Annotated in this window: 19 protein-coding genes and 1 riboswitch; of the genes, 13 read left to right on the top strand and 6 right to left on the bottom strand. The window is 34.9% G+C overall.

Annotation, left to right across the window (positions count from 1 at the left end; translation table 11 throughout):
* Positions 1 to 26: 26 nt before the first annotated feature.
* From BBI01_RS09230 to BBI01_RS22515, 4 genes are all read left to right on the top strand, one after another.
* The gene (locus BBI01_RS09230; RefSeq protein ID WP_065394389.1) at positions 27 to 1,700 is read left to right on the top strand and encodes an NADPH-dependent assimilatory sulfite reductase hemoprotein subunit; all 1,674 of its coding nucleotides are present in this window, start codon (positions 27 to 29) and stop codon (positions 1,698 to 1,700) included.
* Between the two features lie 347 nt (positions 1,701 to 2,047).
* Positions 2,048 to 4,924 (top strand): TonB-dependent receptor, encoded by a 2,877-nt coding sequence (locus tag BBI01_RS09225; protein ID WP_065394388.1) that lies wholly within the window; start codon positions 2,048 to 2,050, stop codon positions 4,922 to 4,924.
* 5 nt (positions 4,925 to 4,929) lie between these two features.
* A complete protein-coding gene (locus BBI01_RS09220; protein WP_065394387.1) occupies positions 4,930 to 6,450 on the top strand; it encodes a TSUP family transporter in 1,521 nt (506 codons plus the stop codon).
* Between the two features lie 134 nt (positions 6,451 to 6,584).
* A complete protein-coding gene (locus tag BBI01_RS22515; protein ID WP_123862121.1) occupies positions 6,585 to 6,812 on the top strand; it encodes a hypothetical protein in 228 nt (75 codons plus the stop codon).
* A gap of 118 nt (positions 6,813 to 6,930) precedes the next feature.
* On the opposite strand, the gene BBI01_RS09210 is transcribed toward BBI01_RS22515, so the two are convergent.
* Positions 6,931 to 7,428: a hypothetical protein gene (locus BBI01_RS09210; RefSeq protein ID WP_065394385.1), complete on the bottom strand. Its 498-nt coding sequence runs from the start codon at positions 7,426 to 7,428 to the stop codon at positions 6,931 to 6,933.
* Positions 7,429 to 7,586: 158 nt separating this feature from the next.
* Between BBI01_RS09210 and BBI01_RS09205 the strand changes: the two genes are divergently transcribed.
* Both BBI01_RS09205 and BBI01_RS09200 read left to right on the top strand, forming a co-directional pair.
* Positions 7,587 to 8,090, top strand: a complete 504-nt coding sequence (locus BBI01_RS09205; protein ID WP_065394384.1) for a GNAT family N-acetyltransferase — start codon at positions 7,587 to 7,589, stop codon at positions 8,088 to 8,090.
* Between the two features lie 126 nt (positions 8,091 to 8,216).
* On the top strand, positions 8,217 to 8,699 hold the full coding sequence (locus BBI01_RS09200) for a hypothetical protein (protein ID WP_065394383.1): 483 nt from the start codon (positions 8,217 to 8,219) through the stop codon (positions 8,697 to 8,699).
* A gap of 89 nt (positions 8,700 to 8,788) precedes the next feature.
* On the opposite strand, the gene BBI01_RS09195 is transcribed toward BBI01_RS09200, so the two are convergent.
* On the bottom strand, positions 8,789 to 9,178 hold the full coding sequence (locus tag BBI01_RS09195; protein WP_065394382.1) for a Fur family transcriptional regulator: 390 nt from the start codon (positions 9,176 to 9,178) through the stop codon (positions 8,789 to 8,791).
* A gap of 86 nt (positions 9,179 to 9,264) precedes the next feature.
* Here BBI01_RS09195 and BBI01_RS09190 point away from each other — a divergent pair, with 86 nt between their 5' ends.
* Positions 9,265 to 9,603 carry a MerC domain-containing protein gene (locus tag BBI01_RS09190; RefSeq protein WP_065394381.1) on the top strand — a complete coding sequence of 113 codons (339 nt, stop codon included), beginning with the start codon at positions 9,265 to 9,267 and terminating at the stop codon, positions 9,601 to 9,603.
* 126 nt (positions 9,604 to 9,729) lie between these two features.
* Here BBI01_RS09190 and BBI01_RS09185 read toward each other — a convergent pair whose 3' ends face one another.
* The gene (locus tag BBI01_RS09185) at positions 9,730 to 10,518 is read right to left on the bottom strand and encodes an XRE family transcriptional regulator (RefSeq protein ID WP_065394380.1); all 789 of its coding nucleotides are present in this window, start codon (positions 10,516 to 10,518) and stop codon (positions 9,730 to 9,732) included.
* Between the two features lie 438 nt (positions 10,519 to 10,956).
* Between BBI01_RS09185 and BBI01_RS09180 the strand changes: the two genes are divergently transcribed.
* On the top strand, positions 10,957 to 11,241 hold the full coding sequence (locus BBI01_RS09180) for a bacteriocin-like protein (protein ID WP_065394379.1): 285 nt from the start codon (positions 10,957 to 10,959) through the stop codon (positions 11,239 to 11,241).
* A 74-nt stretch (positions 11,242 to 11,315) separates the two neighbouring features.
* On the opposite strand, the gene BBI01_RS09175 is transcribed toward BBI01_RS09180, so the two are convergent.
* On the bottom strand, positions 11,316 to 11,777 hold the full coding sequence (locus BBI01_RS09175) for an Lrp/AsnC family transcriptional regulator (RefSeq protein ID WP_065394378.1): 462 nt from the start codon (positions 11,775 to 11,777) through the stop codon (positions 11,316 to 11,318).
* Positions 11,778 to 11,968: 191 nt separating this feature from the next.
* Positions 11,969 to 12,153: riboswitch (cobalamin riboswitch) on the top strand.
* Between the two features lie 175 nt (positions 12,154 to 12,328).
* On the opposite strand from BBI01_RS09175, the gene metE reads away from it, so the two are divergent.
* Positions 12,329 to 14,632 carry a 5-methyltetrahydropteroyltriglutamate--homocysteine S-methyltransferase gene (gene metE, locus BBI01_RS09170; RefSeq protein ID WP_065394377.1) on the top strand — a complete coding sequence of 768 codons (2,304 nt, stop codon included), beginning with the start codon at positions 12,329 to 12,331 and terminating at the stop codon, positions 14,630 to 14,632.
* Between the two features lie 91 nt (positions 14,633 to 14,723).
* Here the strand turns inward: metE and BBI01_RS09165 are convergent, their stop codons facing one another.
* Both BBI01_RS09165 and BBI01_RS09160 read right to left on the bottom strand, forming a co-directional pair.
* The gene (locus BBI01_RS09165; protein ID WP_065394376.1) at positions 14,724 to 15,539 is read right to left on the bottom strand and encodes an anti-sigma factor; all 816 of its coding nucleotides are present in this window, start codon (positions 15,537 to 15,539) and stop codon (positions 14,724 to 14,726) included.
* Position 15,540: 1 nt separating this feature from the next.
* On the bottom strand, positions 15,541 to 16,110 hold the full coding sequence (locus tag BBI01_RS09160; RefSeq protein ID WP_228393969.1) for an RNA polymerase sigma factor: 570 nt from the start codon (positions 16,108 to 16,110) through the stop codon (positions 15,541 to 15,543).
* A gap of 357 nt (positions 16,111 to 16,467) precedes the next feature.
* On the opposite strand from BBI01_RS09160, the gene BBI01_RS09155 reads away from it, so the two are divergent.
* From BBI01_RS09155 to BBI01_RS09140, 4 genes are all read left to right on the top strand, one after another.
* Complete coding sequence (locus BBI01_RS09155; RefSeq protein WP_065394375.1) at positions 16,468 to 17,037, top strand: fasciclin domain-containing protein; 570 nt, start codon at positions 16,468 to 16,470, stop codon at positions 17,035 to 17,037.
* An 85-nt stretch (positions 17,038 to 17,122) separates the two neighbouring features.
* Positions 17,123 to 17,836, top strand: a complete 714-nt coding sequence (locus BBI01_RS09150; protein WP_065394374.1) for a ferritin-like domain-containing protein — start codon at positions 17,123 to 17,125, stop codon at positions 17,834 to 17,836.
* Positions 17,837 to 17,861: 25 nt separating this feature from the next.
* Positions 17,862 to 18,677 (top strand): ferritin-like domain-containing protein, encoded by an 816-nt coding sequence (locus BBI01_RS09145; RefSeq protein ID WP_065394373.1) that lies wholly within the window; start codon positions 17,862 to 17,864, stop codon positions 18,675 to 18,677.
* A gap of 234 nt (positions 18,678 to 18,911) precedes the next feature.
* Positions 18,912 to 21,299: a TonB-dependent receptor gene (locus BBI01_RS09140; RefSeq protein ID WP_065394372.1), complete on the top strand. Its 2,388-nt coding sequence runs from the start codon at positions 18,912 to 18,914 to the stop codon at positions 21,297 to 21,299.
* Positions 21,300 to 21,463 lie beyond the last annotated feature (164 nt).

Below are 21,463 nucleotides of genomic sequence, written 5' to 3'. Positions count from 1 at the left end.
ATCTCAATTATTAAAAGAAAACAATTATGAGCAATAAAGATAATCTTTCACCGGTAGAAAGAATCAAAACCCAAAGTAACGGGCTCAGAGGAACATTAAAAGAAAGTCTTGCCGATGACTTTACTGGCGCGATAAGAGAAGATGACCAAACGCTGATCAAATTCCACGGAATGTACCAGCAGGACGACAGAGATAGAAGGGAAGAGCGTGTGGCAAAAAAACTGGAATGGCTGTATTCCTATATGATCAGACTTAGGCTTCCCGGTGGCTTTCTGACCTCAGATCAATGGATTGGTGTGAATGATATTGCTAAAGACCACTCCACAGGAACCATCAAAATAACAACAAGACAAACGCTTCAACTGCATGGTATTTTAAAATCACATTTAAGACCTACCATTCAAAGCTTTAATATCAATCATCTTGATTCCATTGCGGCGTGTGGTGATGTCAACAGAAATGTAACCTGTACTGCAAACCCTTCAGAATCGCCTTTACATCAGCAGACGTATGAACTGGCTGGTAAAATCAGTGAAATGTGTCTTCCGAAAACAAAGTCTTATTATGATGTCTGGATTGATGATGAACTTATTATTGACAGAAAAACAGAAGAAGATCCTTTGTATCAGGATAGATATCTTCCCAGAAAATTAAAAATCGGGATTGCTGTTCCTCCTAATAATGATGTAGATGTATTCATTAATGATATAGCGCTTATCGCCATTATTGAAAACAATGAGATTGTAGGCTATAACATTGCAGCAGGTGGAGGCTTAGGTGCTACACACGGAAATGAAGCTACTTATGCACGTCTTGCTTCCGTACTTGGATTTGTAGATTCAGAAGAAAAGGCTTTAAAGGCTGTGTACGAAATTATCACCGTGCAACGTGACTTTGGGAACAGAAGTGACAGAAAACTTTCAAGGTTAAAATATACTATTGATAAACTGGGAATAGATCAGTACAGGGCTGAAGTGGAAAAAAGAACCGGATTCAGTTTTGAACCGGCAAGAGAATTTAAGTTTGAACAAAGAAAAGACCGCTATGGCTGGACGCAGAATCATGAAGGAAAATGGTTTTATACAGTCTTTGTAGAACATGGAAGAGTACTGGATACAGAAGATTATCCTTTAAAATCAGGATTATTAAAAATTGCGCAGACCACAAAGGTTAATTTCAGATTTACCTGTAATCAAAATCTGATTATTTCAGATATCAATGATCAGGATAAAGTATTAGTAGAAAACCTTTTACAGGAATATGGCATTTCAAAATATACAGAAAATGCAAGTGCTTTGCGTAAAAATTCCGTTGCCTGTGTTGCTTTAAACACTTGTTCTCTGGCACTAGCAGAAGCGCAGCGATATTTACCGTCTTTAGTCACCAAAATAGAGCCTATTCTTGAAAAACATGGTCTTTTAGAAGATGATATTACCATCAGAATGACAGGTTGTCCTAATGGCTGCGGACGTTCTCCCAATGCAGAAATCGGATTTGTAGGAACCGCTTACGGCAAATACAACCTACACATCGGTGGAGATCGATTGGGGCTGAGACTGAATACAAAGTTTAAAGAAAATATTGGTGAAGAAGAAATTCTTACCACTTTAGATGAGTTGTTTAGCATTTATACAAAACAAAAGCTTACAGAAGAAACATTTGGTGATTTTTCATACCGTTACTTACAAACCTTAAATTGAATATATGACTAATTTTCAATATGATCTGACTAAAAACAAAAACAATCAACCTCTTCTTTCAGGTAGACGAATGTGCATGTGTTGTTGATTCTCAAATAACAATACAAACAAAGTTGTCTGAACTTTGTACAACCACAAAAGGCACAAAAGCTTTCATTTTTAAACACTTTAGCTCAAATAAGTAAGTTTAAAATAAAAGACTTTCAAAATACTTAAGTGTACTTCTTATTCATGAAATTTAACTCTTAAAAAAACTTAAGTGTTTAAGATTCTTGTGCCTTTTTAGTTAAAAATAATCAATGTAAAAGTTCAGACAGCTTCATTCTTAACCTAAAAATGAAGAAAAAATGAAAAACAAAAAACATGGAAATTTTCTGCCTAAAGCTGGTATTATTGCATTCACATTTCTATTTTTTAACCTGGCAGAAGCACAGCAGCAGCTTATTGAATTAAGTGGAACAATAAAAAATACAGGAACCCGTAAAGGTCTTGATTCCGTAAAAGTACAGATAGAAAATTCAGAAGACAATGCATTTACAGATGAATCCGGAAATTTTAAGATCAGAACAAGAGTTACCATTCCTTTTCGATTGGTTATTAATAAAGACGGTTTTAGCAGCCAAACCGTTGAAGTGCTTTCATCATCCAATAAAATAACCATCGGGCTTAATCCTCAGAATACAATCATTGACGCAGTTGTTATTTCAGCATCAAGAACTCCTGAAAAGATATTAAGATCTCCGATAGCCATCGAAAAAATTGATATTAAAACGATCCGAGAAAGTCCTGCTGCCTCTTTTTATGAAACTTTGGAAAATGTAAAAGGCTTACAGCTTCTTACTTCCAGTCTTACGTTGAAAATCCCCAATTCAAGAGGTTTTAATTCTCCGAATAACTTCAGATTTATGCAGCTGGTAGATGGAGTAGACGTGCAGTCTGCCACTTTGGGCGTGCCTCTTGGCAATGCGATTGGTCCTACAGAACTCGATATTCAATCTATGGAAGTCACTCCCGGAGCTGCTTCAGCTTTGTATGGAATGAATGCTATTAACGGGCTTGCCAGCCTTCAAACAAAAGATCCGTTTACTTCACAGGGATTAAGTGTTTACTTTCGTGGCGGTGTCAATCATGTAGATAATTTTAATCATAAAATAAGTTCTCTGGGAGAAAGTGCTATCCGATTTGCCAAAGCACTCAATAATAACCTTGCCATTAAAGTCAATGCTTCTTACTTTACCGGAACAGACTGGATTTCAAACAATCATACAGATCAGAACCCGGGTTCTCTGGTTACAGCCAATCCCAATTTTTCTCTGACAAATAATCCCGCCGAAGATCTATGGAATAAATATGGCGACGAAAGAAACAACAGGGTAGCCGTAAAGGTTGACTATAATGGCAAACCAACCACTTTCAATGTTTCGAGAACAGGATATCTGGAAAAAGATCTGGTAAGCCCGGAGGTAAAGAACATAAAATTTGATGCAGGATTATATTACCGCTTTGGAGATCAGTGGAAAGCATCTTATGTCTACCGATATGGATTATTGGACGGAACTTTTCAGAGAGGAAATAAAATCCGTCTCCAGAATGCCACCGTTCAGAATCATAAAGTAGAACTTACAGGTAAAGAACTTACTTTCAGAGCTTATGTTTCTATTGAAAATACTGGTGATTCCTATAACTTAAAACCTTTAGCAGATAACTTAGATCTTACCAATCTTTCAAATAACAACTGGAAAAATATATTTCAGACATCACTTCAGAATAATTTAAATGCAGGAGTAAACCTTAATGAAGCTTTCAGTCTGGCAAGACAAGTAGCAGACAAAAATAGAGCAGTACCCGGAACCACAGCCTTTGAACAGTTGAAAAATACCATCATCGGAATCAATAACTGGGACTCCGTAAACGCAGGAATTGTTGGCGCTCCGGCAACAGGCGGTGCAAAGCTTGAACAGAAATCAAGATTTTATCAGAGTGAATTAACTTATGATTTTACCCGATTTGTAAAAATATTCAATCTTCTTGCAGGAATAGATTACCGTTTGTACAGCATAACTCCGGATGGAAATAATTTTGTAGATTTTGACAGACCTGTCACTGAAAGAAATATTCCTTTATCCGATGGAACATTCGGGAAAGACGTTATTTATCAGAAGTATGGAGCCTTTGCACAGATTACAAAAGTATTCTTTGATGATAAATTAAAGCTTAATGCTGCTTTACGTATAGATAGAAATCCGGAGTTTGAAGCTAAATTAAACCCAAGAATAAGTATTGTATATTCCCCTGTCAATCAACATAATTTCAGAGCATCTTTTCAAAATGGATACCGATTTCCATCCTTATTTGAAGCACTTTCCTTCGTTAATAACGGAAATGTACGACGAGTAGGAGGTCTTTCAAAAGTAAATGACGGATTAGGCTATCTGGAAAATTCTTATACTTTGGCTTCTATTGATAAATTTACTTCTGCCGTAAATGCAGATATAGACTATGGAAAGAGCCAAAACCAGGCTGCTCAGGATAATAAACATCTCTTAGCTGTTGCTAATCTTCAAAAACTGCAACCGGAAAAGATCAATTCATTTGAAGTAGGCTATAAATCTGTGTTCTTTAATAATAAACTCGTTCTTGACTGGGATTTTTATTACAATATCTATGAAGGATTTTTGGGACAGGTAGAAGTCGCTGTTCCTAAAAACAGTCAGATCGGAAGCAATACTGCTGTTCTTGCCATGCTTGACCGAAGCAAACAGGATCGTTACAGAGTCTACACCAATAGCAACACCACTTATAAAAGCTATGGAACCTCATTAGGCATCCGTTATAACATTACCGGAAATTACAACGTAAATGCCAACGTATCTTATAATGATCTTGCATCCAATAATTCATCAGATCTGTTTATTACAGCATTCAACACTCCAAAATGGATGGTCAATGTAAGTGTAGGAAACAGAGAGATCATCAAAAATATTGGATTTACGCTTGTGGCAAGATGGCAGAACAGTTTTATGTGGGAAAGTCCTTTAGCATCAGGGAATATTCCCGCTTATTATACCATAGATGCTCAGGCTACGTGGAAACTTCCAGAAATTCATGCCAATGTAAAAATCGGAGCAACGAACTTGCTGAACAGACGTTATTTTCAATACGCGGCAGGTCCTGAGATCGGAGGTTTGTATTATCTCGCATTTACATATGACTTAAAACTGTAATCAAAATGAGTAATTCCTTATATCCTGTATTTTTAAAGCTTGAAAAATTATCATTATTGATCATCGGAGGCGGAAAAATTGCCCTCGAAAAGCTGGAATCTGTACTCGGAAATTCGCCTGAAACGTCTATAACATTAGTTGCAAAGGAAATTATTCCCGAAGTTATTGCTTTACAGAATCGGTTTCCTAATATCATATTGCATGAAAGACCCTATCATATCAATGATTTTGATAATTCAGATCTTGCCATTATTGCGGTAAATGATATTGTTCTTGCTGAGCAGATTCGTGAACAGGCACAGCAAAAAAATGTATTGGTTAATATTGCAGACAAACCTGATCTGTGTGATTTCTATTTAGGTTCAATTGTCAAAAAAGGAAGCCTTAAAATAGCTATCTCAACCAATGGGAAATCTCCAACTATCGCAAAAAGACTCAGAGAAACATTCACAGAAATGATTCCTGACGAAATGGATATTGTACTGGATAATATGCAAAATATACGCAATCAGCTACAGGGAGATTTTAATCATAAAGTAACAGAACTCAACAAAATCACTACGCAATATCTGTCTGAAGGAACAGTTCCTGCAAAAAAAGACGATCTGGAAATTGAAAAACTGATCCATATTACCAAAACGGCTCAGAGAAAAGCGAATATCTATCTCGCTATCATAGGAATAATGCTTTTTTTCGGAGTATTTGGATTGGTAATTTATCAATTCAATCTGGCTGATGATATTCAGAATTTTCTTAATAAAGACGGTCACATTTTTTACTGGATGCTCTTTGCAGGTTTTGTTGCTGAAATCGTAGCCGGATCAATGGGAATGGGATATGGCGTGATCTGTACTACCATTCTATTATTACTGAACGTTCCACCGCCTGTAGTGAGTGCAAGCATTCATTCTGCAGAATCATTTACAACTGCAGCAGGGGGTTTCAGTCATTATAAACTAGGGAACGTCAATAAAAAAATGGTTTGGGTACTATTTCCACTGGCAATCGCAGGATCAATCATTGGAGCTTTAACCTTATCTCATTATGGCGAGCATTATGCTCATATTGTGAAGCCAATCATTGCCTGTTATACTTTATATTTGGGATTAAATATTTTGAAAAATGCCTTTAAGGATAAAAATAAAAACCGTAGTAAAACAAAGAAAAGAACCAATCTCAGAGTGTTAGGATTCGTGGGAGGTTTCATAGATTCCTTTGCGGGAGGCGGATGGGGACCTTTAGTAACCGGAACACTCATTAAAGAAGGAAGAATTCCCCGTTACGTGGTCGGTAGCTCAACGGTAGCAAAATTTCTGTTGACTGTCACAAGTGCTATTACATTCATCTTTACCATAGGAATTCATCATTGGAATATTGTTTTAGGGCTGCTGCTTGGTGGTGTTTTTACAGCTCCCTTTTCAGCAATGCTGACTACGAAATTACCAACAAAGAAAATGTTTGTCGTTGTTGGAGTAGTGGTTATTATTATGAGTCTGGTTACCATATTCAAATCATTTTTATCATAGATGTTTTAGAATAATCTGAAATTAAGTAAAAGTACTGAATGATTCATCTGCCAGTATGATTATCTTTGATCTGTTCACAGGCTAAAACCCAATGCGAACACTTATCAAAACAACAACTGATTAAAACTAAAACCATGAAAAAATTAAAAAGAAAAACATTAAAGAACATTGTCGGCGAAATTGGTATAGAGCTGAATCTGCCACTTCCTGTGGGAATCTGTATTGGAAACCTTATCAGTCTGTGCCCTCCAAACTCTCATTGCCGTGCAGATGAAAAATGTTATCCAGATGTTGCAGGTCCGTGCATCAATGGATTATGTCCTTCAGGTTACTTATGCCGCTCAGGTGAATGTGTCCGATAAAATTATTTATATTAAAATTGAAATCCCTTTACTTATTGCAGTAAAGGGATTTTTTATGGGAAGCAGATATTTTCATTTCTTGGAAAATAAGCATGCATTTCTTTAGGTAACAAAATATTTATTTTCTGTCCTTTATTCCTATTAATTTCAAGGCATTAGACGTTAAAAAAATATCATCAAAAACAGTCAGTGATTCCACATCATTGAATCCTGTAGGCATCAGATCACTCTTATTAAATGATAGTTCAATAGATGGGTCATAAGAAGCTACAATTCTTACTTTAGAATATCCATTATAATCTACTCTAAAACCTTCAAATAAACATTTGCGTTCCGCTTTCTGATACTCACCATATTCTTCAAAACCAGCCATATTGGTTCTTTCTCCATCATTATGTTCAAGTGATTTCCATGATGTATAATTCTTAGGTTCTTTCAATACATTTCCCTGAGAATCTACAGGAACAAACATCCCAAGAACTAAAATCTGTTTTAAAAAATTGGCATAGTTATTCATCAAACTCAATGTTTGAAGATCAGCATATCCTTCGTGGGCGTAATATTCCAGCACAAAGGTAGTCATCGGAATCAGCTTATGAGAAGCATCAGTCGGCATAGTGTGTCTTTATCTTTAATCGGGCGATAAAATTAGTATTTTTATTTACGTTACCCAACGCAACATGAGTAATAGAGCCGTATTTATACCCATTCTGAATAACAATAACAAAAGCTACCTGTTCAATTTTCAGTATTTTTGTAATTATAACAGGAATAATGATAGTGAACACATCTTTAAAGGATATTGAAGCGGTCCTTGGTTTATATAAAATGGCTTCCGATTTTAAGAAAACTGTATCTGGTGTACAATGGCCTGAATTTGAAAAAAGTATGATTGAATCAGAAATTGAAGAAAACCGCCATTTTAAAATTGTCGTGGATGAAGAAGTAGCATGCGTCTGGAGCATTACCTATGAAGATCAGCAGGTTTGGGGGAAACAAAATACAGATCCGGCAATATACATTCACAGAATTGCTACCAATCCAAACTTTCGCGGACAAAAATTTGTAGAACAGATCGTAGAATGGGCAAAGAAATTTGCAAAGGAAAATCATAAACTATATGTAAGAATGGATACTACAGCAGGAAATCAAAGACTGATCGATTATTACGTTAAATGTGGGTTTTCTTATCTGGGTGAGAAAAAAATGACTGATACGGAAGGGCTTCCCGACCATTATCACAATGCTACAATGGGGCTCTTTCAACTGGAAGTATAAAATTAAGCTGACAGTTTAATACTATCCATTGAATAAAAACACCATAAATATCTCATTTTCAATATGTATTTTTAATTTATTTAAAAAAGACTATCTTTACCATTCACCAAACAAAATATTATCAATATGTCAGTAACACCAGAAGGAGCAAGGAAGGCTCAGTTATCCCTATCTGAAAGAGCTCCGGTTGCACATGCCGTTCTTTCAGGGGCAGAAAATATTTCAAAGTACAATACCGGGGTATGCCATGATGTTGTTGCATACGCTCTTTATATGAGAGGAGCCAGCATCAGCCCTGATGAACTTGCAGGATCATCCGGACAAAAATGGTTAAATAAATTCAATTATCCCCGTGGAGAAAAATGGGACGGATATGCTCCAATCCCCAAAGGAAAAGCTATTGGGTTCTATAGACTTATAGACAAAACATGGTTTCATTCAGCGATTACAACAGGAAATGGAAACGAGATCAGATCTGTGAACGGATTTGCATTAGGTTCTACCTGGTCTGTTCCCGTAGATATGAAATGGGTCCTTGGAAAAATCAACCCTGACGGAACTTTCAACTATGACGGAACCAAAATAGAAGTATATATTTCTCCTTTATAGTAGACAATTTATATACTTTATTTTTTTGCCACGAATGCACAGATTATTTTATTAGTGCATTCGTGGCAATTATATTTTACATTAAAATCTTAAGCATTACTACATTTAGGACAGATTCCACTGATAATAAAATTATATTCCTCCGCAATAAAGTTCTCCGGCAAACTGATTTCAGGAATAACATTTTCAATGCATGTCACGGAATTACATTTTTTGCAATTAAAGTGAACATGATTGTGGAAGTGTTGTTCATGAGTACATTTACCAATACATTTAGCAAAGTTTACTACACCATCCACATTTACAATTCTGTGAATAGCACCCTCATTTTCAAGCCTTTCTAAAACTCTATAAATCGTAACTCTATTACATAAGTCTCCCAACTTCTTTTGAATATCAGAATGGCTTAAAGCTACCTCAGAGCTATTGATAAGGTTTAAAATTTCAGTTTTTGCGTGAGTATTTCTGACTTGTTTCATTTTTTAATGCAACAAAGTTGCGTTATTTGATTTTTATATTTACATTTGCAACAAAGTTACAACAAGAAAATTAAATCCTAATCCATATGAAATCAAAACTTCTTGATGCAATAGGAATATCGACTGCTGTATTATGTCTGATTCATTGTATTGTTTTCCCTTTATTACTGGTAGTTCCTCTGGGAATATCACATAACCCATATATAGATCTAGGTTTTCTTATTATTGGGACCATAGTTGTTTTTAGAATTACAAAACAAGTAAAAAATACTTGGCTGAATGTATTATTTTGGGGATCAATTGGTCTAATTGCAGTTTCAATACTGGCAGACTTTATATTTGAAATTCATATCCCGTTGATCTATCTAGGAGCAGCAGGGCTCATTACAGCACATCTAATTAACTTCAAACATCACAAACATTAAAAAACCTCTTTTTAAACAGTATTTTTCATATCATATTTTACATTTTTAACTGGTTTGAGAACAGGCTCCCTAATAATTTTAGAGAGCCTGTTTATTTTTATAAGAATCTATTCTAGTTCTATATATTTACGATGATTTTCTGCGACGACCGGAAACTTTTTTATCCAGTTCTTTAATATCCTGTCTCAATTCACGGAACATCTCCTTAAAATTATAGCTTTCATAATCTCCAGGTTCAAAATCCTCAGGGAAAATACCAGAAGCATACTGCCAGATTTCAACAATATCTTCAAATGGAATATCATAAGGTTCATAGAATGAATTGTCAGCACTTACACAGATAGCATTCCCTTTATGTTCTTTAAAACGTTTGTAAGTAATTCCATCATTAAGAGTGATAAAAACATAAGTTTTCCCAGGTTTAAGGTCATCAATTCCTTCCACATATTTTCCTACTATGTAAGATCCGTTTCTAAAAGGAGGCATAGAATCTCCATCAGCAGGAAAAGCTCTGTATTTACCATTAGTTAAGAAGGGTAGGGCAATTCGTTGAAGACCTTCAATATACTCTACATCGCTATATCCCTCAAGGTACCCCATAGATGCTTTTTGTGGGATAATTTCAATGGTATCATTACCCAGATCATCTACTGCTACCGGAAGAACAATTCTGTTATCAGGTAACTTCATCATATCATCCATAGAATATTTTTGTAAGTCCACAGAGAGTAAAAGATCTATACTTACATGGAAATATTTAGCGATTTTTATAAGCAGCTCAATAGGTGGTTCTGAAATTCCGTTTTCATATTTGGAGTATCTCACTCGGGAGATCGTCAGATCATCAGCTACATTTTGTTGAGAAAGCTTTCTCTTGGCTCTTAAGGAGCGTATATTATTTGAAAAAATTGACATTGATACAAGTGTGTAGGCAAAAATACAAAATTTGATGTCGTTATTCAATGATAAGGAAGCTGTTTTACCATAAAATTAGAAGAAATTTAACTTCTTCTTGCCTGATTCTTAAAAAATGGACGACCTCAAGTCATCAAAAATCAATAAAATCACTCCTTTTAAGATCAAAAATACCCTTTTTTAAAGTTTGAAATATTAAGTATAAAAAAACTTCACTTCTTGTTGAAAAAATAACTCTACAATTCATAATTGGAAATATATTTTTTAACTTTTAGTAAATCAATTAAATATAATTAAAAAATGATATTTTCATTAATTACCAATTATATTAACGAAATATTAAATAGTAAAATTGTTTATTTATTTTATTCGAAACAATATGAACATATAATTATTTGTCATATATTTGTGAAGTATTAATCATATAAAATCTTAATCATGAAAAATTTCAAAAAACTAGACAGAAACGAACTAAAAACTATTTCAGGAGACGGACTACTTGATCCAATCGGAGGATTATTAGGAGGTCTTGGAGGTGTAATTGGTGGCGTTGTTGGCGGCCTAGGTGGAGTAATCGGCGGAGCTGTAGGAGGCGTAGGCGGTGTTGTTGGTGGCGTTGTTGGCGGTGTAGGTACTATTGTTGGTAATGCATTATGTCAAACTCAGTGCGTTGTCAACGGTGTAATTCACATCAAGTTACTTGAATGTGGATCTACTTGCTAAGATAAAACGAACAAGCACTTAAAAAAGTATAACCGCTCTGAAAAGAGCGGTTTTATTATGTAGAAAAATATTCATTATATCGTTAATCCATGATTATTTTTCACTTCTGCCATTACAAATGTACTATGAGTACTGCCAATAGAATCTACAGATCCTAGTTTATTAAAAACAAAATCCTGATAGTGTTTCATATCCCGAACCTGAACCTTCAGAAGAAAATCAAAATCCCCGGAGATATTATAACATTCTGCAACTTCTTCAATCTCCAGAATTTCTTTTACAAAATCATAGCCTACAGATCTGTCATGAATTTTTAATTTAATCTGACAGAAAACCGTGAATCCGCGATTAAGTTTTTCAGCATCCAAAACAGCCGCATAATTCTTAATATAGCCTTCCTGTTCAAGTCTTTTTACACGTTCAAAAACAGGAGAAGGAGAAAGATTAATTTCCTTCGCAAGTTCTTTTACTGTCAATTTTGCATTGGTTTGAAGCAATCTCAGAAGCTTCAGGTCTTTATCATCGAGCTGTTCCACAGAATATTTTTCTTTTATGGTTTAAAATTCATCAAATTTAAAGATTTTTATTCTGTTTAAAACAATTATTAAAGCTTTATTTACTTAATAAACAACTATTAATTGATAATAAATTCTGTATTACTAATTTTACACAAAATTAAAATCTTCTATCAAAGTAATCATTTGATAAGAGTACAGTTCTTTACATATCTTCATCAAACAGAAAAGGTTTTACTTAAGGTAAATTAATAGGGAATCGTGTGCAAATCACGAGCTGTCGCGCAACTGTAAGTAACATACCAAAAGCTTCTGTCCTTATATATCCACTGTGAAAACGGGAAGGATGACAGAAGCTGTTACAAGTCAGGAGACCTGCCTTTACTGAATTGACAATGCTTTCGCGGTCTGAAGCTTTGAGTCACACAGATGATATATTGTTATGCAGTTTCATATAAAATGAAATCGCCAGGCTATTATATCATTTATATTCAAAATTTCTAAACTGTAAAAGCATTACGAAGCATTCAAAGGACTTTTTTTAACAATAAGTTTAATTAAAAGTATTAAAAATGCAAACACACATTCTGGGCTATCCGCGTATTGGTAGCAAAAGAGAACTTAAAAAAGCCTGCGAACAATATTGGGCAGGTAAAATTGTTTTGGAAGAGCTTCTTACAGTAGGAAGAAACATCTGTAATCAAAACTGGAATATTCAGAAAGAAGCAGGAATTGATCTTATCCCATGCAATGATTTTTCTTATTATGATCAGGTCTTAGACATGAGTTTGATTGTTGGAGCCATTCCAACACGTTACCATGAAGTTGCTCTTAAAAAGAACAATTCTGAACTAGACCTTTATTTCGCCATGGCAAGAGGCTACCAAAAAGACGGATTGGATATTACAGCTATGGAAATGACAAAATGGTTTGATACCAATTATCATTATATCGTTCCGGAATTCTACAAAAATCAACAATTTAAGCTTACTTCTGATAAAATTTTCAATGAATTTGCAGGTGCTAAACAAGCTGGAATCAATGCAAAACCTGTAATTATCGGACTTGTTTCTTATTTGCTTTTAGGAAAGGAAAAAGAAGAAGGATTCGATAAATTGGATCTTGTTCCAAACATACTTCCTGTCTACATAGAAATACTATCAAAACTTCAGACTCAGGGTGCAGAATGGATTCAGTTTGATGAACCGTTTTTAGCTTTAGATATAACAGATAATGCAAAAGAAGCGTATCTAAAGGTTTATTCTGAACTTAGAAAACAATTTCCAAAATTGAAGTTCATCATCACCACTTATTTTGAAGGATTAAAAAATAATGCATCGCTTGCTGCTTCACTTCCTACAGATATTTTACACATTGATCTGGTAAGAAATCCTGAACAGTTAGACGAAGTACTTGAATCTATTCCTGACAATGTGGGATTATCTCTTGGGGTTGTAGATGGAAGAAATATCTGGAAAAATGATTATGAAAAATCTTTGTCTTTCATTAAAAAAACGATCGAAAAACTAGGAATTGAAAGGGTTTTTATTGCTCCATCTTCATCTCTTCTTCATTCGCCATGTGATTTGGAATTTGAAACAAATCTTGATCCGGAGATTAAAAACTGGTTAGCCTTTGCTAAGCAGAAAGTAAAAGAGGTTGTAGATCTTAAAGAATTGGCATCGAATACAGAAAACTCAACTGTTCTTACCGATTTTGAGGAGAATATAAAATCGATTGCCAGCAGAAAAACATCGTCATTGATTCATAATGAAATTGTGAAACAAAGAGCAGAAGCAATCACTGAAAGGGATTCACAACGAAAAAATACATTCCCGGTTCGTAGAGAGGAGCAACAGAAAGTATTACAATTACCATTGTTCCCTACCACAACCATTGGATCTTTTCCTCAAACTTCGGAGGTAAGAAACTGGAGAGCAAAATTTAAAAAGGGGGAATTAACTGCTGGAGAATATGATGCTTTATTAAAAAAAGAAACCCAGCGAACAATCCGTTGGCAAGAAGAAATAGGAATAGACGTTCTCGTTCATGGGGAATTTGAACGCAATGATATGGTTGAATATTTCGGAGAGCAATTGGAAGGATTTACATTTACTAAAAATGGCTGGGTACAAAGCTATGGAAGCCGTTGCGTGAAGCCTCCGATCATCTTTGGAGATGTTTTCAGACCTGATCCAATGACAGTGTATTGGTCACAATATGCTCAATCACAGACTAATCAATGGGTAAAAGGAATGTTAACAGGACCTGTTACAATTTTACAATGGTCTTTTGTACGTGATGATCAGCCACGCTCAGAAACCTGTAAGCAGATCGCTCTGGCAATTCGTGATGAAGTAAATGATCTTGAAAAAGCAGGAATCAGAATTATTCAGATTGATGAACCAGCAATACGTGAAGGGCTTCCTTTAAGAAAATCTGATTGGCAAAACTACCTGAAATGGGCTGTGGAAGCTTTCAGAATCTCAGCAAGCGGAGTGGAAGATGCTACTCAGATTCATACTCATATGTGCTATTCTGAATTTAACGATATTATCAAAAATATTGCAGATATGGATGCTGATGTGATTACCATAGAATGCTCACGTTCACAAATGGAACTTTTAAATGCTTTTGCAGACTTTAAATATCCAAATGAAATCGGTCCTGGTGTTTACGATATTCACTCACCAAGAGTTCCGTCCAAAGAAGAAATGATTAAGCTGCTTAAAAAAGCTCAGGATGTAATTCCTGCTCACCAGCTTTGGGTAAATCCTGATTGTGGATTAAAAACCAGACATTGGGATGAAACCGAGAAAGCTTTAATTGCAATGGTAGCTGCTGCTAAAGAAGCTTCTTTGGAATATTCTGTCTAATTATTTTAAATACATCAAAAAAAGCATCCCGTTGGATGCTTTTTTTGATGTATATTATTTTGAAAAAATAAAGGTATTTAAATTCTATAATCTAGATTTCTCCCATTACAAACATATTCTCCATCGTAGGAACTGAGCTTCCACCTTCTTTTTCAAGTGTAATTGCAAAAGCCTGTGCTTTTGAAATATTGGCTAATGCAATCAAACTGTCTTTATCTTCTGAATACATTCCTGCATTTACCGGTTTCCCGTCTGCAATTGCCCAAAGCTGGTACTGCATGCCTTCCGGAGCCTTAGGAAGATTCTCTGCATTAAGGTAAACTTCTTTTGTCTTTTTATCCCAGAATACCATTGCTTTAGCATCCTGATGTTTTTCAACTCCTTTCAGCATTACCATTTGCATATCAGGATTGGAAAACATAGTCATTTTTTGATTCATTTTCTGCATTGCAACATTCTGAGACTGCTTCTCAGAATTCATTCGTGCAATTTCTTTTTGATTTTCAGATTGTTTATTAAGCCAAAACAGATTTCCTGCAATACTTAGTAGAAATAAAACAGAAGCAGCAATACCTAATGTTTTCCAGTTATTGTTTCTCTTAATTTCAACATTTGCGTCCAATGGTTTTGCAACCGGTGCTTCTTCTATAGAATTCACAGGAATTCCTTCTTCAGAAGATTGTTCTTTCTGGATTTTATTCCAGATTTTAGCTTTCAAATCGCTTGGAGGTGTTACAGCCTGAGCCGTAGCAAGCTTTTCCATCGTTTTTTGAGCTTCTTCAAAAGTTTCTTTTACTTCAGCATTATTTTTTATCACACACTCCAAAATGCCTGCTTCCTCGGGAGAAGCATGACCTAGAATATAAGATTCTATAATTCCGGATGATATGTATTCTTTAGTGTTCAATTTATTGATAATCTTTTAGCAAATCCTTTAATTTCATGAGTGCATTCCGCATCTTTGTCTTTACTGTCCCAAGCGGTATCTTTAGTTTTTCAGATATTTCGTGCTGGGTATATCCTTGATAATAAGAAAGATTAATAAGTTCTTGTTTATCGTCCTCCAAACTTTCAAGCACATCATTAAATCCAATATAATCAGCTGAATTATTGACTGTGGAAAGTTCTGTAGTATTATATACGAAATCGGGAAGAGGTTGGTTTTTAAGATTGTTCTGAAATCCTTTAGACTTCAAATAATCTATTGCGGTATTTCGGGCAATATTAATCATCCAGGTATAAAACCTGCCTTTAGAGGCATCATACTGATGAATAGAATTCCAAATCTTAACAAAAATATCCTGAATTACTTCTTCAGCATATTCTTTAGACTGAACAACTCGAAGAATGACTCCATACAACGCACCAGAGTAGTGGTCATACAGATAATGAAAACCATTTTCGTTTTTTTCTTTTAGTAAAACGATAAGTTCTTCTTCAGAATAGGTTGTTTTAATAGTTGTTATTTTTCTACCCAAATGTAATAAAATAAAACATATTCACAACAAAATATAAATTATATTTTATTTAGCAAGTGATAATGATTAAATATTTGAAAAAATGTTTAATGTAAAAAATTACTTTCAAAAACAATTGCTATAATGGAATATTTAATTTCCATGTGAGACATATTGTCGATGGTGATACAAAATCAACCAGAAAAGACTTTATATTGACTCTACAATATCTCAACCTCACATCAATTATGAAAATAAGCCATTGATTTACAACAAATTGAATAAAATTTCTTTTTTTTTTAAATCTAAATTAAAACCAACCTCGTAAATGGTATTAAAACACAAATTAACAATAACTCATTAAAAAAATTCAGTACAATGAACACACAATCAAAAATCACAGTTTTAGCAATGGTAGCTTTATCATTTGCTTTTAGTGGGAAGGTAACTGCACAAATGGTGAAAGAAAAAACAGTAATGGTAGGAGGTGCTGCTATGTATCCGTCTAAGAACATTATTGAAAACGCTGTAAACTCCAAGGATCATAAAACACTTGTTGCCGCTGTAAAAGCTGCCGGGCTTGTAGAAACTCTGGAAGGCAATGGTCCTTTTACAGTATTGGCACCTACAGATGCAGCCTTTGCAAAGCTCCCTAAAGGTACCGTAGAAAATCTGGTAAAGCCAGAAAATAAAGCAATGCTTACAAGCATATTAACCTATCACGTTTTATCTGGAAAATACAGTGCTAAAGAAATTTGGGCAGCTGTAAAAGCAGGAAATGGAAAAAGTATGATGAAAACAGTACAGGGAGAGAATCTTACTTTCTGGACTAAAGGAAAAGATCTTTACATAAAAGATGCTAAAGGGAACAGTGCAAAAGTAACCATAGCTGATGTAAATCAATCAAACGGAGTGATTCATGTAATTGATACTGTTTTGATGCCGTAGAAAAAATTATATCCTAAAACAGCATTTTATGTATGCTGTTTTTTTCATTTTAGCATTAAATCAAACACTTTAAAAAAATAATATTATGAAAAATACAATTCATGTTTCTAATCAGAGAGCAACTCTGGATACAAGCAGAAGAAACTTTCTGAAATTAAGTGGAGTTGGGCTGGCAATTGCCGGACTTACGATGATAGGATGTAATGATGATGATGATTTTCAGATGATAAACGACGGTCAAATATTTGATCTTGGATCAGGAGATGTAGGAGTATTAAATTATGCCTATGCTCTTGAACAACTGGAAGCAGACTTCTATACTAAAGTGGTCAATAATTTCTACACTGGAATTTCAAGTATTGAAAAAGAGGTTTTCACAGACCTTTATCATCATGAAGTTATTCACAGAGACTTTTTCAAAGCTGCAATCACAGGTGCTACTCAAAATGTTCTTCCTAAGCTTGAATTTCAATACCCAAATGTCAACTTTAGTGATAGAAATTCTGTGTTAGCAACAGCGAAAGCATTAGAAGACACCGGAGTAGCAGCTTACAACGGAGCCGGAAAATATATTACCAATGCCGCTTATCTTGTCATTGCAGGAAAAATAGTTTCTGTGGAGGCAAGACATGCTTCTGCTATCAGAAATCTCATAAATCCAGGCTCCACTGACTTTTCCGGAGATGATGTGATAGATGCGAATGGTCTGGACCTTGCTAAAGAGCCAAAGGACATCGTAATGGCAGCAGGAGGGTTTATAAAAACCCGCTTTACATGGAAAGAAAGAGGTATTAATTAATTATTCATTTTCAAAAACTTGTATTATGAACATCCTTAAATTATTAGATAAGCTTTCCCATGATAAGTTTTTTACAACGGAAGCTTCAAGATTAGAAACAATTACGAATATTTCATTATTCGGAAAAAAAGCAGCTGTAGCAGCAGTTCCACTTGGTTTAGGAACTCTAATGTCTACTCCTGTACAAGCGGAAACAACAGGTAAGCCCATTACAGGAGCTGCCCTTAAAAGTACTTTAACAGATGCTTTGCAACTTGCTTTGGTATTAGAATATCTTGAGAATGAATACTATGCTATAGGATTATCTACAGCAGGATTAATCCCTAATGCAGACAGAGCTGTTTTTATGCAAATCTCAAAGCATGAATCTGCACATGTAAACTTTTTGAAAAGCACCCTTACTTCATTAGGTTCAACACCTGGTACTAAGCCTACCTTTGATTTTACAGCCAATGGTAATTTCACTCCTTTTACAGACTATAATCAGTTTCTTATTCTTGCTCAGGCTTTTGAAGATACGGGAGTAAGAGCTTATAAAGGACAAGCTGGAAATGTTATGTCAAATAAAGTGGTACTACAAGCGGCATTACAGATTCACTCTGTGGAAGCAAGACATGCCTCTCAGGTAAGAAGAATGAGAGCTAATAAAGGTTGGATTGAGCTTGCCAACGGAGGAAATATGCCTTCCGCAACCAATCCTGTTTATGCAGGTGAAGATAATGTAAATCAGGCAGGTTACAATACAGGAAACGCATTCGGAGCAGCTGCAGGATCGGCAGCCTATGATGAAATTTTAACAGGAAGCGATGCACAGGCTATTGCATCTTTATTTATTGTATAATAATCTTAAATATAAGAATAACATTTTCTATATACCTTGATTCAATAAGAAAAGCATCCAATTCAGGATGCTTTTTAATTTCAAAAATAAAATAATGGATATATAACAGTAAATTAAGATCTTACCTCTACATACTCCATTTTAAAAAGAATCACCTTAGAATCCATTAATGCAACTTTATTGCATTAATGGATTTAATTATTTAGTTTTGCTGAATAATTAAAGTATATGCACATGAAAAAGACAATCTTTTTTTTGATGGGGAGCTCACTTATGTATTGTCCTTCTCTTCTAAAAGCACAAAAAGTAACCCCTGAAAAGAAAGCTGTTAAAGACATTGAATCTGTAGAGGTAAAAGGAAAGCTAAATCATAATCTGATTAACGTTTCCAGAAAAACACTGGATTTTATTCAGTCTAATACATTAGGGGAAACTTTAAGTAAAATTCCTGGAATTCAAAATTCCGGCTATGGTCCTAATTCCGGAACTCCGGTGATCAGAAGCTTAAGTGGAAATAGAGTAAAAGTTCTGGAAAACGGAATGTCTGTCAATGATCTTTCAGGGATAAGCCCTGATTTCAACACCGATATAGAAATGAACAGTGTACAGAGTATCAATATTTATAAAAACTCAGCTGCAGTTCTATTTGGAGGAAAGGCCATTGGAGGAGCTATTGATATTGAAACAGATTATGTACCCAAGCAGCTGCCTTCAAAAAATTTAAATCTTAGGGCAGTTCTTGAAGGCGGAAGTAACAGTGGGCAAAGGCAGGCACTTTCAGCCAAAGGTGTCATTTCTAAAAACTGGGTATGGACGGTTGGAGCAGCTAATCAGAAACAAGAAATCGTCAGAATTCCGGGAAAATCTAAAGACAGCAGATGTTTTGATCCTCAATTAGTTGGATTCAATAGTATTTTACAATCGCTTTGCCAGATAGATGTAAATTCAAGAAATGTCCTTAATACCAGTCTTTTCCCATACATCAGTCAGTTTGCTTTGGACCACATGGAAGAGTATGGTCTTTCGGAAGGGGATCTTTATACCTTCAATGCTACCTATTATAACCCTTCAGACGGTAAATATTATCCTAATCCTAAAAATGACAAATATATTTCCGGACAAGATCCAATAAAAGACCGTTATAGAAGTGAGGTAAACAGCATCAAAGATTATGTTGAGACTAAAGACGGAACTATTCCTAACAGTCACTCGGAAAGTAATTCATTTTATGTAGGCACAAGTTATATCGGAAAATCATTTTATGCAGGAGGAGCCTATCAAAATTCTTATTCATACTTTGGAGTGCCTGGATATGCTATTTACAAAATACCGGGGAATTCTCATGCAGCTCCTCAACCCAAGATTGAATATCTGCCTATCAACATAAGAAGCCTTTCTCATAAAGCAATGCTTGAAACAGGTTATACATTCAACAACTTTCCAATTTCCAGTATAAAACTTAATTATATGGGAGTATTTTCTAAAAATGCGGAACTTCTTGAACGTCATCGGGCTAATGAGTTTAGCGTTAATCAACATAATGGACGCCTGGAAATCAATCAAAAAAAACTAAAGTTCCTTACAGGTACCACAGGGCTTGAAGTTCAGTACCGAGATATGAAAGGTGAAGGAAATCAAAGATATTTACCCAATACAATCAGTCGTGAAACTGGAGTATTCACCATGCAGCATCTTGATTTTAAATTTATTGAATTTGATTTAGGATACCGAAACGATCATGTTCAGCGAAGAGCTGATGGTACAGACAAAGAATACATCCGAAGCCGTGGTTTATCTGGTGGGCAATTGAGTGATAGAAATTTCACACTCAATCAGTTTCATGCTGCAGGTCAATGGAATATATTAAAAAAAGGATTTCTGAAAGTGCAGTATAATTACTCTGAAAGAGCGCCGGAAGTCAATGAACTTTATGCAGGTAACAACCACTTTGCCATACTTACAGAAGAAAACGGAGATGACAGCCTGGAAAAAGAAACCGCAAAAACATTGGAAATTGGTGGCGGAATCAATTTGAAAAACCTCAGATTATCTGCCAATTGGTATCATACTACCTATAAAAACTACATTTACCTTGCTCATACAGGAATTTCCAGAGAAATTTATTTGGTAAAAGAATGGCGCTCTGATGATACCGAAATCAATGGTATAGAAGCAGAAGCAGCTTATAAAATAGATTTGAATAAGCTAGGGAAGTGGGAGATAGGAGGTTATTATGACCTTGTAAGAAATATCAGCACCGCCGACAGCTCAATAAGAAAATGGAGCGATGGAGATTATATGCCTAATATGCCTACCAGCCGTTTTGGTTTCAGTCTTACCGGAACATTACAAAAACTAAGCATTAATGTAGCTCTGGATCATTATTTAAAGCAAAAATACTTAGGGAAAAATATTAATCCTGAACTTCCGATGCCTGCATTTTCTTTATTGAACGCCCGTGTTTCATACAAGGATAGCACATTTAATTTTGGAGAAATGGAATACTATATTGTAGGAAATAATCTTTTGAATTCAGAGGCAAGGCTTCAAAATTCACAATTAAAATTTTTGAGTCCGCTTCCTGGAATTAATATTTCCGTCGGGGTAAAGGTAACTATCTAATATTCTGAAACTTAAATATCAACACTTGATCCGCTGTTATTGTTATAATAATAGCGGATTTCTTTTGCAGTTGATTAAAACCTCATGAAAAAAAATTAAAAAAAATTACTCTTAAAATTATAATACGACACGTTCTGTCGCTGTGCAGCTATATCTTTACATTA

This window comes from Chryseobacterium artocarpi (assembly GCF_001684975.1).
Lineage (GTDB): Bacteria > Bacteroidota > Bacteroidia > Flavobacteriales > Weeksellaceae > Chryseobacterium > Chryseobacterium artocarpi.
This window is presented reverse-complemented; position numbering and strand designations above follow the sequence as displayed.

What these genes read in the sequence shown, in the direction of transcription:
- BBI01_RS09195 (WP_065394382.1), bottom strand. Translation starts at nt 9,178, where the DNA reads ATGAAACAAGTCAGAAATACTCACGCAAAAACTGAAATTTTAAACCTT.
- BBI01_RS09150 (WP_065394374.1), top strand. Translation starts at nt 17,123, where the DNA reads ATGAAAAATACAATTCATGTTTCTAATCAGAGAGCAACTCTGGATACA.
- BBI01_RS09185 (WP_065394380.1), bottom strand. Translation starts at nt 10,518, where the DNA reads ATGTCAATTTTTTCAAATAATATACGCTCCTTAAGAGCCAAGAGAAAG.
- BBI01_RS22515 (WP_123862121.1), top strand. Translation starts at nt 6,585, where the DNA reads ATGAAAAAATTAAAAAGAAAAACATTAAAGAACATTGTCGGCGAAATT.
- BBI01_RS09210 (WP_065394385.1), bottom strand. Translation starts at nt 7,428, where the DNA reads ATGCCGACTGATGCTTCTCATAAGCTGATTCCGATGACTACCTTTGTG.
- BBI01_RS09225 (WP_065394388.1), top strand. Translation starts at nt 2,048, where the DNA reads ATGAAAAACAAAAAACATGGAAATTTTCTGCCTAAAGCTGGTATTATT.
- BBI01_RS09140 (WP_065394372.1), top strand. Translation starts at nt 18,912, where the DNA reads ATGAAAAAGACAATCTTTTTTTTGATGGGGAGCTCACTTATGTATTGT.
- BBI01_RS09220 (WP_065394387.1), top strand. Translation starts at nt 4,930, where the DNA reads ATGAGTAATTCCTTATATCCTGTATTTTTAAAGCTTGAAAAATTATCA.
- BBI01_RS09145 (WP_065394373.1), top strand. Translation starts at nt 17,862, where the DNA reads ATGAACATCCTTAAATTATTAGATAAGCTTTCCCATGATAAGTTTTTT.
- BBI01_RS09205 (WP_065394384.1), top strand. Translation starts at nt 7,587, where the DNA reads ATGATAGTGAACACATCTTTAAAGGATATTGAAGCGGTCCTTGGTTTA.
- BBI01_RS09230 (WP_065394389.1), top strand. Translation starts at nt 27, where the DNA reads ATGAGCAATAAAGATAATCTTTCACCGGTAGAAAGAATCAAAACCCAA.
- BBI01_RS09155 (WP_065394375.1), top strand. Translation starts at nt 16,468, where the DNA reads ATGAACACACAATCAAAAATCACAGTTTTAGCAATGGTAGCTTTATCA.
- BBI01_RS09190 (WP_065394381.1), top strand. Translation starts at nt 9,265, where the DNA reads ATGAAATCAAAACTTCTTGATGCAATAGGAATATCGACTGCTGTATTA.
- BBI01_RS09200 (WP_065394383.1), top strand. Translation starts at nt 8,217, where the DNA reads ATGTCAGTAACACCAGAAGGAGCAAGGAAGGCTCAGTTATCCCTATCT.
- metE (WP_065394377.1), top strand. Translation starts at nt 12,329, where the DNA reads ATGCAAACACACATTCTGGGCTATCCGCGTATTGGTAGCAAAAGAGAA.
- BBI01_RS09180 (WP_065394379.1), top strand. Translation starts at nt 10,957, where the DNA reads ATGAAAAATTTCAAAAAACTAGACAGAAACGAACTAAAAACTATTTCA.